The organism is Streptomyces ovatisporus (assembly GCF_042653885.1).
GTDB classification, from domain to species: Bacteria; Actinomycetota; Actinomycetes; order Streptomycetales; family Streptomycetaceae; genus Streptomyces; species Streptomyces ovatisporus.
In genome coordinates this window covers 158810-172859 of sequence record NZ_JBHSFH010000015.1, presented here as the reverse complement: position 1 = coordinate 172859, position 14050 = coordinate 158810, and the positions used below count along the sequence as shown (strand labels likewise).

The window sequence follows — 14050 nt, the reverse complement described above, 5'->3', positions numbered from 1 at the left end:
CAGAGCTCGCGTCTTCACGCACCCGGCGGCGCGGTGACTGGCGGTGACTCTATGGCCGACGGATCGCGGGGGGCAGAGGGGCAGGGCAAGGTGTGACGTTCTTGTTATTGATGCCCCACCGTGCTGTGTCCGTGGCGGCCTCTCCCGGAAGATCCCATCTGTGTCGTCGTGGTAGCGGACACGTTTCGGCGACGCGAAGCAGCAGATGGATCAGGGGTTGTGGCTGGAATCCGGCCCGGAAGGCCCGCACAGCGTCCGGAATGCGTGCGTGAGCGCGCGGGTGTAGCGCTCACCTGGGATCACGCTCAGCTCTTGATCTCCTTGACTGTTACGGAGTGTCACATCGAGGAACGGTGAGCGGGCGTGCAGCGGGACGCGGTCACAGTCGGTGATCCTCGCGTTCACCTTCAGCCGCTTCGGGTCGCCGGGACCGATCAGCACGGGCGGGACGGTGGCGAGGCCGACGTCGAGTGCCTCGTAGTTCTGGCTGACGCGCAGCACTTTCAGCGGTGAGGTGGCTGCGGCGTGCAGTTCGATGGTGAACGTGCGCCTGCCGCGGTCGTCCAGTTCGAGGTCCCGGAAGGTGATGCGGGCGGCCTGCGCAGGGTGCGGTGTGACCCGTGGGGTGGCCGTCGGGTGCGGACCGGGGCTGCCGGCCGGGGGTGCGGGCGGCTGCGAGGGCGGCGCCTGGAACTGCGTGCCGGCCGCGTAGCCGCCCGCTGCGAGCAGTGCGAGGGCCGCGGCTGCGAGGATGCCGTGGCGGAGGCGGGCGGGGAGGGCATCCCACTTCTCGCGGATGCCGGGCCCGTCCCTTCCGGACGTCAGTACGTCCGGTTCCGCCTCGTTCTGCTGTTGTGTCTCCCCCATGCCCGGCAAACTAGCGGGGCTGCGGCCGCGCGGCCAGAGCACCTTCCGTTCCCGCCTCGCGGTTCGTGGGACTGGTTCGTGGGACTGGTTCGTGGGACCGGTTCGGGTCAGAGCTCCCGCAGCAGGCACGTCAGGCGCGCCGTGCAGACGCGCTTGCCGTCCTCGTCGGTCACGACGGTCTCGTACGTGGCGGTGGAGCGCCCCTGGTGCACGGGAGTGGCGGTGCCGGTGACCAGCCCGGAGCGTACGCCGCGGTGGTGGGTGCAGTTGAGGTCCACGCCGACGGCCTGCTTGGTGGGTCCGCCGTGGAGCATGGCGCCGACCGAGCCGAGGGTTTCGGCGAGGACTGCCGACGCACCGCCGTGCAGGAGCCCGTAGGGCTGTGTGTTGCCTTCCACGGGCAGGACTCCGGTGACCCTTTCCGGGGCCGCTTCGATGATCTGCAGACCCATGCGCTCGCCGAGATGTCCGGCGGAGAAGAGGCGCGGCAGGTCCAGGCCGAGGCCGGACCACTGGTCGAGGATCTTCTGCGGGAACTTGGTCGTGGTCTGCTCGCCCATGGGCCGCGGCTCCGATCACGCTGCTGTGTCGTCGTCTGTTCCGGACCGTCTTATCAGCTGCCTGAGCGTGCGCTCAGGCCGAAGTGACGCGGATCACCACGGACTTGGACGCCGGGGTGTTGCTGCGGTCGGCCGTCGCGTCGAGCGGGACGAGCACGTTCGTCTCCGGGTAGTACGCCGCCGCGCAGCCGCGGGCGACGGGGTAGTGCACGACGCGGAAGCCGCGGGCGGTCCGTTCGGTGAGCGCGCCGGCGGTTCCCTCCGGGCCGTCCCCCGCGTCTCCCGTCCCGCTCCATTCGCTGGTGAGGTCGGCGTACGACCCGTCGGCGAGGCCGAGTTCGCGGGCGTCCTCGGGGTTGACGAGCACGACGCGGCGGCCGTTCCTGATGCCGCGGTAGCGGTCGTCCAGGCCGTAGACGGTGGTGTTGTACTGGTCGTGCGAGCGCAGGGTCTGCAGCAGCAGCCGGCCTTCGGGGACCCGCGGCCAGTGGACGTCGGCGGCGGTGAAGTTGGCCTTGCCCGTGGCGGTGGGGAAGCGCCGCTCGTCGCGGGGCGCGTGGGGGAGGGTGAAGCCGCCGGGCTGTGCGACGCGTTCGTTGAAGTCCTCGAAGCCGGGCACGACGCGGGCGATGCGGTCCCTCACGAGCGCGTAGTCCTTCTCGAAGTCCTCCCAGGGGGTGCGGGAGTCCACGCCGAGGACGCGCCTGGCCAGCCGTGCCACGATGGCCGGCTCCGACAGCAGGTGGGGGCTCGCGGGCTCGAGGCGTCCGCGGGAGGCGTGCACCATGCCCATGGAGTCCTCGACCGTCACGAACTGCTCGCCGCCGCCCTGCAGATCGCGCTCGGTGCGTCCCAGCGTGGGCAGGATCAGCGCGCGGGCGCCGGTGACGCAGTGCGAACGGTTCAGCTTGGTGGAGACGTGGACGGTGAGCCGGGCGCGGCGCATCGCGTCCTCGGTGACGTCCGTGTCGGGGGAGGCCGCGACGAAGTTGCCGCCCATGGCGAAGAAGACCTTCACCTCGCCGTCGCGCATGGCGCGGATCGACCGTACGACGTCCAGGCCGTGTTCGCGGGGCGCGGTGATGCCGAACTCCCGCTCCAGAGCGTCGAGGAAGGCGGCTGCGGGCCGCTCGTAGATGCCCATGGTGCGGTCGCCCTGGACGTTGCTGTGCCCGCGTACGGGGCAGACGCCGGCGCCGGGACGGCCGACGTTTCCGCGCAGCAGCAGGAAGTTGACGACTTCGCGGATGGTGGCCACGGAGTGCTTGTGCTGGGTGAGGCCCATCGCCCAGCACACGACGGTACGGCGGGAGGCCAGGACCATCTGCAGGGCGCGTTCGATCCCGTCGCGCTCCAGGCCGGTGGCCCGCAGCGTCGTGTCCCAGTCGGCGGTGCGGGCCTTGTCCGCGAACTCCTCGTATCCGTGGGTGTGTTCACGGACGAAGTCGGCGTCGACGGCGCCGTCCCGCTCGATGATCAGACGGTTGAGCATGCGGAAGAGGGCCTGGTCGCCGCCGAGCCGGATCTGCAGGAACAGGTCCGTGAGCGCGGTGCCGCTGCCGGCCAGGCCGCGGGCCGTCTGCGGGTTCTTGAACCGCGTCATGCCCGCCTCGGGAAGCGGGTTGACGGTGATGATCTTCGCACCGCCCGCTTTGGCCTTCTCCAGCGCGGAGAGCATCCGCGGGTGGTTGGTGCCCGGGTTCTGGCCGGCCACGATGATCAGGTCGGCCTGGTAGAGGTCGTCCAGGAGCACGCTGCCCTTGCCGACGCCGAGAGTCTCCGTCAGTGCCTCGCCGGAGGACTCGTGGCACATGTTGGAGCAGTCCGGAAGGTTGTTCGTGCCGAATTCGCGGGCGAAGAGCTGGTAGAGGAAGGCGGCCTCGTTGCTGGTGCGCCCGGACGTGTAGAAGACGGCTTCGCCGGGGGAGCGCAGCGCCTGAAGCTCCTCGGCGACGATGTCGAAGGCCCGTTCCCAGGGCACCGGTTCGTAGCGGTCGGCGCCTTCGGCCAGGTACATCGGCTGGGTCAGCCGGCCCTGCTGCCCCAGCCAGTAGCCGGAGCGCTTCGCGAGGTCCGGCACCGGGTGCGCGGCGAAGAAACCGGGCGTCACGCGGCGCAGCGTCGCCTCCTCGGCGACGGCCTTCGCGCCGTTCTCGCAGAACTCCGCCGTGTGCCGCTTGTCCGGTTCCGGCCAGGCGCATCCCGGGCAGTCGAAGCCGTCCTTCTGGTTGACGCGCAGCAGCGTCAGCGCGGTCCTGCGCACGCCCATCTGCTGCTGTGCGCTGCGCAGCGACCGGGTCACGGCGGCTGTTCCGGCAGCGGACTCCAGCGGGGCGGAGACGTCGGGGGCGTCCTGGACGGGGTCGCCGACGGGGGGCTTTCGCATACGACGATGGTGCCACGTGGCGCGCTGACCAGCCGTGGGCCCGGGGGGTGAGCGTGCGGGCCGGGTTGTCGGTGGGGCGTGGGAGGATCGGGGACGTGACTGAGAAGGCATCGAAAGAGACTGCACCGCGCCTGCTCCTGATGGACGGGCATTCGCTCGCGTACCGCGCGTTCTACGCACTGCCCGTGGAGAACTTCTCGACCTCCACGGGCCAGACGACGAACGCGATCTACGGCTTCACCTCGATGCTGTCGAACACTCTGCGTGACGAGGAGCCCACGCATTTCGCAGTCGCCTTCGACGTCTCCCGCAAGACGTGGCGCTCGGCGGAGTTCGCGGAGTACAAGGCGAACCGCTCCAAGGCCCCGGACGAGTTCAAGGGCCAGGTGGAGCTCATCGGGGAGCTGCTGGACGCGATGAAGGTGCCCCGCTTCGCCGTGGAGGGCTTCGAGGCGGACGACGTCATCGCGACGCTGACCACGCAGGCGACGGCGGAGGGCTACAAGGTCTCCATCGTCACCGGCGACCGGGACGCGCTGCAGCTGGTCACCGACGACGTGACAGTCCTCTACCCGACGAAGGGCGTCTCGGAGCTGACGCGCTTCACTCCGGAGAAGGTCCAGGAGAAGTACGGCCTGACGCCCGCGCAGTATCCCGACTTCGCCGCCCTGCGCGGCGACCCGTCCGACAATCTCCCCGGCATCCCGGGCGTCGGTGAGAAGACGGCCACGAAATGGATCAGCCAGTTCGGTTCGTTCGCGGAGCTGGCGCGGCGCGCGGACGAGGTGAAGGGGAAGGCCGGCGAGAAGCTCCGGGAGCATCTGGAGTCGGTCACCCTCAACCGGCACCTCACGGAGCTGTGCCGGGACGTGGAGCTCGCCTGCCGCCCCGCCGACCTGGAGCGCGTCGCCTACGACCGGGAAACCCTGAACGTCCTGCTGGACGCGCTGGAGTTCCGCCATCTGAACTTCCGGGAGCGGCTGTTCGCGGTGGACCCGGGCGCGCAGGAGGAGGAAGTCGTTCCGGACGCCGGCATCGACGTCGACGGCACCCTGCTGGGCCGGGGCGAGCTCGCGCCGTGGCTCGCGGAGCACGCGGACGGCGCCCTGGGCCTGGCGACCGTCGACGTGTGGAAGCTGGGGACGGGCAGCGTCAGCGAGATCGCTCTCGCCGCCGCCGACGGCCCGGCCGCCTGGTTCGACCCCGCCCAGCTGGACGAGGAGGACGAGAAGGCGTTCGCCGCATGGTGCGCCGATCCCGCACGCCCCAAGGCCGTCCACGACGCGAAGGCGATCATGCGCGTCTTCTCCGAGCACGGCTGGAGCGTCGCCGGTGTCAGCATGGACACGGCTCTCGCCGCCTACCTCGACAAGCCGGGCCGCCGTTCCTTCGCCATGGACGCCTTGTCGGTTGAGTATCTGGGCCGTGAGCTGGGCCCGGCCGACGCCGGGGGCGGCCAGCTGGCCTTCGGCGCCGACGAACAGGCCGAGGCGCAGTCCCTGATGGTCAAGGCCCGCACGATCCTCGACCTGGGCGAGATGTTCGAGGACAGGCTCGCGCAGGTGGGCGCCGCCGAGCTGCTGCGGGACCTGGAACTTCCCACCTCCGCCCTGCTCGCCCGTATGGAACGCTCCGGCATCTGTGCCGACCGCGAGTGGCTGACGGGCCTCGAGCAGCAGTTCGCGGACGCCGTCCAGCAGGCTGTGCGCGAAGCGCACGCCTCGGTGGGGCACGAGTTCAACCTCGGCTCGCCCAAGCAGTTGCAGGAGGTGCTCTTCGGAGAGCTGGGCCTGCCCAAGACGAAGAAGACCAAGACCGGCTGGACGACGGACGCCGACGCGCTGGCCTGGCTCGCGGCACAGACCGAGCACGAGCTGCCGGTGCTGATGCTGCGCTACCGCGAACAGCAGAAGCTGCGCACCACCGTCGAGGGCCTCATCAAGACCATCGCCGCCGACGGCCGTATCCACACCAGCTTCAGCCAGACCGTCGCCGCGACAGGCCGTCTGTCCTCCACCGACCCCAACTTGCAGAACGTGCCGGTCCGTACGGACGAGGGCCGCGCCATCCGCCGTGCCTTCCGCGTCGGTCAGGGCTACGAGACGCTCATGACGGCGGACTACAGCCAGATCGAACTCCGTGTGATGGCCCATCTGTCGGACGACGAGAAGCTGATCGAGGCCATCACCTCCGGGGAGGACCTGCACACCACCGTCGCCTCGCAGGTCTTCGCCGTCACCGAGGACAAGGTCGACGCGGAGATGCGGCGCAAGATCAAGGCCATGTCGTACGGCCTGGCGTACGGGCTGTCGGCCTTCGGCCTGTCGCAGCAGCTGGACATCACGCCGGACGAGGCGCGCAAACTCATGGACAACTACTTCGAGCGCTTCGGCGGGGTGCGCGACTACCTCCACCGGGTCGTCGACGAGGCCCGCGCCTGCGGCTACACCCAGACGATCATGGGCCGCCGCCGTTACCTCCCTGACCTCACCAGCGACAACCGGCAGCGCCGCGAGATGGCCGAACGGATGGCGCTCAACGCCCCCATCCAGGGCACCGCGGCGGACATCGTGAAGGTCGCGATGCTCCGCGTGGACAAGGCGCTCCGCGAGGAGAAGCTGTCCTCGCGGATGCTCCTTCAGGTGCACGACGAGATCGTGCTGGAGATCGCCCCCGGTGAGCGGACTGCCGCGGAGGCACTGGTGCGCCGGGAGATGGCCGGTGCCGTGCAACTGCGGGCGCCTTTGGACGTGTCGGTCGGCGCGGGCGACGACTGGGAGTCCGCAGCGCACTGATCGTCCGGGGCTGCCCCGCGCCGCGCGGCACAGCCGGGGTGCCGCCGCTCCCGGGCCGAGTGCCGCCCGGGACCGCGCCGTTCGTGCCGTCGGTGCCGCCTGTGTTCCCGGTGCCGTTCGTGCCGGACGCCCTGCCCGGGCCGCCGCCCTTTCGTGCAGCGGCCCAGGCCCCCGGTCCGCCGGGCAGCCGTACGCCCCGTCGGGAGCGACGCGGGCGGGGACGGCGGAGTACCAGGAGCCGCAGACGCAGGCCACGAGTTGTCGTAGGGTCACCGTGTCGGCGTCCGCAGGGGAGAAGGACGGGTTCTGGACTCATGGCGCGCTACCGCGGCACACACAAGTCAGCCACGTACACGACCGGGGACGAATCACGGCGCGGCCCGAGGAGCAAGTGGCGCAAGGGAGTTGCCGGCACGGCACTCGCCGCGGCGGCCATGGCGGCGCTGACCGCCTCCCAGGCACCGGGCGCCCAACTCGGCGGCTCCGGCGGGGACGAGGGCAAGGACCGTGGCGACAGCAGCCGGCCCGACCTCGCCCCGGGCGACGACTCGTACCACACGGAGCTGCCGCCGCTGGAATCCCCCGCCCCGCCCAAGTCGCACGGCGCGCCCGACGCCGTCGGCTCGCACTCGGGCATACCGGCGACGGTCCTCGCGGCGTACAAGAAGGCGGAGCGGGCCCTCGCCTCGACCGACCGGGGCTGCGGTCTGCGCTGGGAACTGCTCGCCGCCATCGGCAAGGTCGAATCGGGCCAGGCACGCGGCGGCGCCGTCGACAAGGAGGGCACCACCCTCAAGCCGATCCTGGGTCCCGTGCTGAACGGCTCGGGTTTCGCCCGTATCGAGGACACCGACGGCGGGCGCTTCGACGAGGACGCGAGGTTCGACCGGGCCGTCGGTCCCATGCAGTTCATACCCTCGACTTGGTCGCGCTGGGGCACCGACGGCAACGGCGACGGCACCGGCGACCCGAACAACATCTACGACGCGGCACTGGCGGCCGGGGAGTATCTGTGCGCGGGCGGCAAGGACTTGGGCTCCAAGTCCGGCCTGGACCGGGCGATCCTCAGCTACAACCACTCCCGCGCCTATCTGCGGACCGTCCTGGCCTGGTACGAGTTCTACCGCGAGGGCACCCACTCGATCCCCGACGGCAACGGCCCGCTTCCCACGACTCCGGGCGCCGGCGAAGAGTCGGACGCTCCGGGCAAGGGGAAGGGCAACGGCAGCGGCGGCGGTTCCGACTCGGACAAGCCCGGCAAGGACAAGCCCGGCAAGGGCGACGGTGGCGACGGCGGTGACGGCGAAGGCGGGGGCGACGACCGGCCGAGCCCCGCCCCGAGCAAGCCGGCCACCCTCGAACCGGTGAGCAAGACCGAACTGTCGGTCGGCGCCGGTCAGGACTTCGAAGACCCGCCGAAGGTGAAGGTCCTCGACAAGGCGGGCAAGCCCGTCGAGGGCGCCGAGGTGAAGTTCGAGATCACCGGCGACTCGACCGGCTCCGAGTTCGAGGGCAAGGGCACCGTCAAGACACGCACCGACGGCACAGCCGGCGCCCCCACGCTCGACGCGGGGGACACGACCGGCCGGTTCACCGTCACCGCAACCGTCGTGGGCAGCGAGATCGACCCCGCCTCGTTCGTCGCCACCGTCGAACCGAGGGCCACCGCGCTCACCCGTACCGCAGGCAGCCTGACAGCCTCCAAGGGCTCCCACTTCGCCGAGCGGACCGAGGTCAAGGCCACCTACAAGGGCAAGGCCGCGGCGAACGTACCGATGACGGCCACCCTGCTCACCGAGGACGGCGAACCCCTCGGGAAGGGCCCGCGCTTCAACCTGCTCGGCGAACCCGACCGCACCCACAGCGCCACGACCGCGGACGGTCTGCTCGGCCTGAGCAAGAAGGGCGTGCTCCGTCTCCCGACCATCTACACGGACGAGGCGACCGGCACCTTCCTCCTCCGCCTCACCACCCCGGACGGCCCGACCCTCGACATCAAGCTGAAGGTCACCGGCTGACGGGACAGCCGACCGGCGGCACACGGCGCATCAACCCCGGCCCCGCAGCCGCCGGTTGGTGTGCCGTGTCGGTTCCGCCGCCGCAGGGTTCTCGGGCCACGGATGCCTGGGGTAGCGGCCGCGGAGCTCCGCCCGTACGGATCGGTAGCCGTCCTCCCAGAAGGACGCCAGGTCCGCCGTCACCGCGGCCGGCCGTCCCGCGGGGGAGAGCAGGTGCACCAGCAGCGGCACCCGCCCGCCTGCCAGGCGGGGCGTCTCCCGCCACCCGAAGAGCTCCTGCAACTTGACCGCCAGCACGGGCTGTTCGCCCGAGTAGTCCACGCGCACCCGCGACCCCGAGGGCACCTCGATACGCTCCGGCGCCAGCTCTTCCAGCCGGGCCGCGTCGCCCGTCGCCCAGGGCAGCAGCCCCGCCAGCACACCGCCGGCGTCGATGCGCGCGAGCTCCGCCCGGGTGGTGGCCTCACCGAGCCACCGGTCTGCCTGCTCCAGCAGCGCATCGTCGGACACGTCCGGCCAGGGAGCGCCCAGTTCGCGGTGGAGGAAGGCGATCCGCTGCCGCAGTGACACGGCGTTCCGCGTCCACGCCAGCAGCTCCAGACCGCTGTCGCGCAGGCCCGCCAGCACCGCCGCCCGTACGCGTTCGCTCGAGGGCGTGCCCAGCGCGCGCTCCTCCACCTCCACCGCTCCGAGCGACACGACCTCCCGCGCCACGACGCAGCCGCGGGCCTCGTCCCAGCGCACCTCTTCCCGCACGGTGTGCAGCGCCGCGGCCGCCTCCCGCGCAGTCTCCTCGTCCAGTACGGCCGCCAGCCGCACCCGGGCGGAGGCCCACCCCGCCGGACGGTCCGCGGTGGCCACCGCCAGCCAGGGCGCACCGCGCAGCGGGGACGCGTCGGCGAGACCCGCCCTGGTGCCGGAGACCATCAGGAAGGAGCCCTCGCCGCGTGAGACGCCCACGCGTTCCGGGTGCGCGAGGGCGACAACCAGACCGACGTCGTCGGCGCCGCCTCCGCGGCGCGGAGAAGCACTTGCCCGAGCGTGCGCTTCGGCGGGCGCCCACTCGCAAGAGGCACGCAGCCTGCGCGCCTCCGCGCGCCAGCGTGCGCCGTAAGCGTCCCGGCCGCGGCGGGCCGCGCGCAGTGCCTCCGCCGCGTCGTCCCCGTACTCCCTCGGAGGTTCCTCGCTCAGCAGCGCCACCACCTCCGAAGCGAATTCGCTGCCGACGACAGCGGCACCGTCCAGCAGCGCCCGTGCCAGCCGGGGATGGACGCCCGTCCGCGCCATCCGCCGGCCCCGCTCCGTGGGCTGCCCCGAGCTGTCGACGGCGCCGACCGCCAGCAGCACGTGGCCCGCCGCGGCCATCGCACCGGACGGCGGTGCGTCCAGCAGCGCCAGGCCTTCGGCCCCCGGAGCTCCCCAGCAGGCCGACTGCAGTGCGAAGGCCGTCAGGTCGGCGACGGCGATCTCCGGGGAGGGCCAGCGCGGCCGCCCCGCGTCCTCGCCCTCGGCCCAGCAGCGGAAGGCGACACCGGGGGCCTCGCGCCCGGCTCGTCCCGCCCGCTGGGAGGAAGCCGCCTGTGAGACCCGTACGGTCGTGAGCGAACCCAGCCCCCGGGCATGGTCCGTACGCGGTTCGCGTGCAAGGCCGGAGTCCACCACCGCGCGCACACCCGGCACGGTGAGACTCGACTCCGCGACCGACGTCGAGAGGATCACCCGGCGTGCGCCGCCCTCTCCCGGAGACCTTCCCCGCAGCACCGCGTCCTGCGTCGCCGCAGGTGCCTGCCCGTGCAGCTGCAGCACCTCGGCCGCCGGGCCGTGTCCCTCGCCCAGCAGCCGCGCCACTCGGCCGATCTCCCCGGCCCCCGGCAGGAAGCACAGCACGTCCCCCTCCGGCACGCTCTCCAGCGCCTCCCGCACGGTGGCCGCCACGTGCCGCAGCAGCGCAGGGTCGACCGTCATGCCATGCGGAGGCCGTACGCCCCGCGGCGGAGGACGATGGCGCACGTCGACCGGATGGCTCTCGCCGCTGCCGTGCACGACCGGCGCCGCAGGGCCGTCCTCCTGCACCGTCAGCAGCTCGGCCCACGCGCGGCTGTCCTGCGTGGCCGAGGCCACGAGCAGCCGCAGCTCCGGGCGGAGCGCGGCCCGTACGTCCACGAGGAAGGCCACTGCGGTGTCGGCGTCCAGATGACGTTCGTGGCACTCGTCGATCATCACCACGTCCACACCCGGAAGCTCCTGGTCCCGCTGGAGGCGCTGGAGGAGCACGCCCGTGGTGACGACCTCCACGCGGGTCCGCGCACTCACCCTGCGCTCACCGCGGACCGTGAATCCGACGCGTCCGCCCGGCTCCTCGCCCAGCAGCCACGCCATGCGCCGGGCAGCCGACCGGGCGGCCATCCGCCGCGGCTCGGCGACGAGCACGTTCCGCTCGGACGCGCCGTCCAGCAGCCCCGCCAGCGACAGCGGGACTAGCGTGGTCTTCCCCGTGCCGGGAGGCGCGTGCAGCACGGCGGTGCCGCGCTCGGCGAGAGCGGCGTGCAGCGAGGGCAGCGCCGCCGCGACGGGGAGCCGCGTCAGAGCTGCACGCCGGGAGTCCGCGTCGGCCACGTGCGTCTAACCCTGCCCGTGCGTCTTCTCGCGCTCGCACACGAAGACCGCCGTCCCCGGGACGAGGCGTCCGCGCAGCGGCGACCAGCCGCCCCACTCCTGCTCGTTCCAGTCGGGCCACTCCGGTTCGACGACGTCCAGGAGCCTGAACCCGGCGCCGACCACGTCCCGTACGCGGTCGCCCATCGTGCGGTGGTGCTCGACGTACACGGCCCGTCCCGTGCCGTCCTCCTCCACATAGGGCGTCCGGTCGAAGTAGGAGGAGAGCACCGTCAGCCCTTCCGGCCCCGGCTCGTCCGGCAGCGCCCACCGGAACGGATGGGTGACGGAGAAGACGAAACGCCCGCCCGGCCGCAGCACCCGCCGCACCTCGCGCAGTACGAGAACGGGCTCCGCCACGAACGGCAGTGCGCCGAAGGCGGAGCACGCCAGGTCGAAGGAGCCGTCCGCGAAGGGCATCGCGCAGGCGTCGGCCTCCACGAGGGGGAGGCCGGGGCGGCCCCGGGCGTCGTCGATGCGCAGCGCGTGCTGCAGCTGCCTGTGCGAGATGTCGAGAGCGACGGGACGTGCGCCCTGCGCGGCCAGCCAGCGGGAACACTGCGCCGCTCCCGCGCCGACCTCCAGGACCCGGCGCCCCGGCAGCGAGGCGGCCGGTCCGAGGAGGCGGGCCTCCGCCTCGTCCAGACCTTCGGGACACCACACGAAGCGGGCGTCACCGAGGAAGGCGCCGTGCTCGTCCTGGTACTCGTCGGCGTTGCCGTCCCACCAGTGCCGGTTGGCGCGGCTGCTCTCTGCGGTGCCGGCGGCCCGCCGTACCGCTGCGGGCTCCGCCGCGCCGTCGTCTTCGATCATCACGCCCGCCGTCGTACTCCCGCTCTCGGATCGTGTGGCCACGGAGGCCGCGGGGAAGGCGCTCGACGCGTGACAGCGGCACGGATCGTGCCGGAGCGCGCCGGTTATGGGACGTTCCACCCCTGCTGTGCTCTTTCGCGCATTGACCATGCCCAGCGGCCCCCGTATGCTACAAGTTGCGCTGCGGGCCTGCGTGCCTCGGACGGAGCAGGCCGCGCTCGCATCGGTGGTGTATCCCCTCGGGTTTGTAGCTCTCAAGGCTGTGTCCGGCTGGCTTGCATGCGCGGTGCGATAACGGGCTCTCGGCGTGGCAGTACCTACGACTTCATGTCCGTACCGGAGACCCTTTCACACATGACGAGCAGCACCGAGACCACCGCCACCACTCCGCAGGTTGCGGTAAACGACATCGGTTCCGAGGAAGCCTTCCTCGCCGCGATCGACGAGACGATCAAGTACTTCAACGACGGCGACATCGTCGACGGCGTCATCGTGAAGGTCGACCGGGACGAGGTCCTGCTCGACATCGGTTACAAAACCGAAGGTGTCATCCCTTCCCGTGAGCTGTCGATCAAGCACGACGTCGACCCGAACGAGGTCGTCGCCGTCGGCGACGAGATCGAAGCCCTGGTTCTCCAGAAGGAGGACAAGGAAGGGCGCCTGATCCTCTCGAAGAAGCGCGCCCAGTACGAGCGCGCCTGGGGCACGATCGAGAAGATCAAGGAAGAAGACGGCATCGTCACCGGCACCGTCATCGAGGTCGTCAAGGGCGGCCTCATCCTCGACATCGGCCTCCGCGGCTTCCTCCCGGCCTCCCTGGTGGAGATGCGCCGGGTCCGCGACCTGCAGCCGTACGTCGGCAAGGAGCTCGAAGCCAAGATCATCGAGCTCGACAAGAACCGGAACAACGTGGTTCTCTCCCGCCGTGCCTGGCTGGAGCAGACGCAGAGCGAGGTCCGCCAGACCTTCCTCACCACCCTCCAGAAGGGCCAGGTGCGCTCCGGCGTCGTCTCCTCCATCGTCAACTTCGGCGCCTTCGTCGACCTCGGTGGCGTGGACGGACTGGTGCACGTCTCCGAGCTGTCCTGGAAGCACATCGACCACCCGTCCGAGGTCGTCGAGGTCGGCCAGGAAGTCACGGTCGAGGTTCTGGACGTCGACATGGACCGCGAGCGTGTCTCGCTGTCGCTGAAGGCGACCCAGGAAGACCCGTGGCAGCAGTTCGCGCGTACGCACCAGATCGGCCAGGTCGTGCCCGGCAAGGTCACGAAGCTGGTTCCGTTCGGCGCGTTCGTCCGCGTGGACGAGGGCATCGAGGGCCTGGTCCACATCTCCGAGCTGGCCGAGCGCCACGTGGAGATCCCGGAGCAGGTCGTCCAGGTCAACGACGAGATCTTCGTCAAGGTCATCGACATCGACCTCGAGCGCCGTCGCATCAGCCTCTCGCTGAAGCAGGCCAACGAGTCCTTCGGTGCCGACCCGACGGCTGTCGACTTCGACCCGACGCTGTACGGCATGGCCGCCTCGTACGACGACCAGGGCAACTACATCTACCCCGAGGGCTTCGACCCCGAGGCCAACGACTGGCTGGAGGGGTACGACAAGCAGCGCGAGGAGTGGGAGCGCCAGTACGCCGAGGCGCAGCAGCGCTTCGAGCAGCACCAGGCGCAGGTCATCAAGTCCCGCGAGGCCGACGAGCAGGCGGCGGCCGAGGGCGCCGGCGGTGGCGGCGGCAACGCCCAGCCGCAGCAGGGCGGCAACGGCGGCGGTGGCCAGACCGGCGGTTCCGGTGGCTCGTACTCCTCGGAGTCGAACGAGGACTCCGGTGCTCTCGCCTCCGACGAGGCGCTGGCAGCCCTCCGCGAGAAGCTCGCGGGCGGCCAGAGCTGAGTGCTCACCGCTGAGCGGTAGCTGACAGAACGCGAGGTGGGGCCCGTTCCTTCGGGAGCGGGCCCC

8 protein-coding genes are annotated in these 14050 nt (G+C 71.3%); 3 read left to right on the top strand and 5 right to left on the bottom strand.

Features of this window, described 5'->3' with window-relative positions; translation table 11 throughout:
* Positions 1–210: 210 nt before the first annotated feature.
* From ACFPA8_RS24825 to ACFPA8_RS24815, 3 genes are all read right to left on the bottom strand, one after another.
* Positions 211–867 (bottom strand): hypothetical protein, encoded by a 657-nt coding sequence (locus ACFPA8_RS24825; protein ID WP_386452006.1) that lies wholly within the window; start codon positions 865–867, stop codon positions 211–213.
* A gap of 107 nt (positions 868–974) precedes the next feature.
* Positions 975–1427, bottom strand: a complete 453-nt coding sequence (locus ACFPA8_RS24820) for a PaaI family thioesterase (RefSeq protein WP_386452005.1) — start codon at positions 1425–1427, stop codon at positions 975–977.
* A 73-nt stretch (positions 1428–1500) separates the two neighbouring features.
* Positions 1501–3813 carry an FdhF/YdeP family oxidoreductase gene (locus ACFPA8_RS24815; protein WP_386452003.1) on the bottom strand — a complete coding sequence of 771 codons (2313 nt, stop codon included), beginning with the start codon at positions 3811–3813 and terminating at the stop codon, positions 1501–1503.
* Between the two features lie 140 nt (positions 3814–3953).
* Between ACFPA8_RS24815 and polA the strand changes: the two genes are divergently transcribed.
* Positions 3954–6608, top strand: a complete 2655-nt coding sequence (polA, locus tag ACFPA8_RS24810) for a DNA polymerase I (protein ID WP_386452350.1) — start codon at positions 3954–3956, stop codon at positions 6606–6608.
* Between the two features lie 314 nt (positions 6609–6922).
* A complete protein-coding gene (locus tag ACFPA8_RS24805) occupies positions 6923–8626 on the top strand; it encodes a lytic transglycosylase domain-containing protein (RefSeq protein WP_386452001.1) in 1704 nt (567 codons plus the stop codon).
* A gap of 30 nt (positions 8627–8656) precedes the next feature.
* On the opposite strand, the gene hrpB is transcribed toward ACFPA8_RS24805, so the two are convergent.
* Both hrpB and ACFPA8_RS24795 read right to left on the bottom strand, forming a co-directional pair.
* Complete coding sequence (gene hrpB / locus ACFPA8_RS24800; RefSeq protein ID WP_386451999.1) at positions 8657–11242, bottom strand: ATP-dependent helicase HrpB; 2586 nt, start codon at positions 11240–11242, stop codon at positions 8657–8659.
* Positions 11243–11248: 6 nt separating this feature from the next.
* Positions 11249–12094 (bottom strand): class I SAM-dependent methyltransferase, encoded by an 846-nt coding sequence (locus tag ACFPA8_RS24795; RefSeq protein ID WP_386452348.1) that lies wholly within the window; start codon positions 12092–12094, stop codon positions 11249–11251.
* A 354-nt stretch (positions 12095–12448) separates the two neighbouring features.
* Between ACFPA8_RS24795 and rpsA the strand changes: the two genes are divergently transcribed.
* Positions 12449–13984, top strand: a complete 1536-nt coding sequence (gene rpsA / locus ACFPA8_RS24790) for a 30S ribosomal protein S1 (RefSeq protein WP_386451997.1) — start codon at positions 12449–12451, stop codon at positions 13982–13984.
* Positions 13985–14050: the final 66 nt, after the last annotated feature.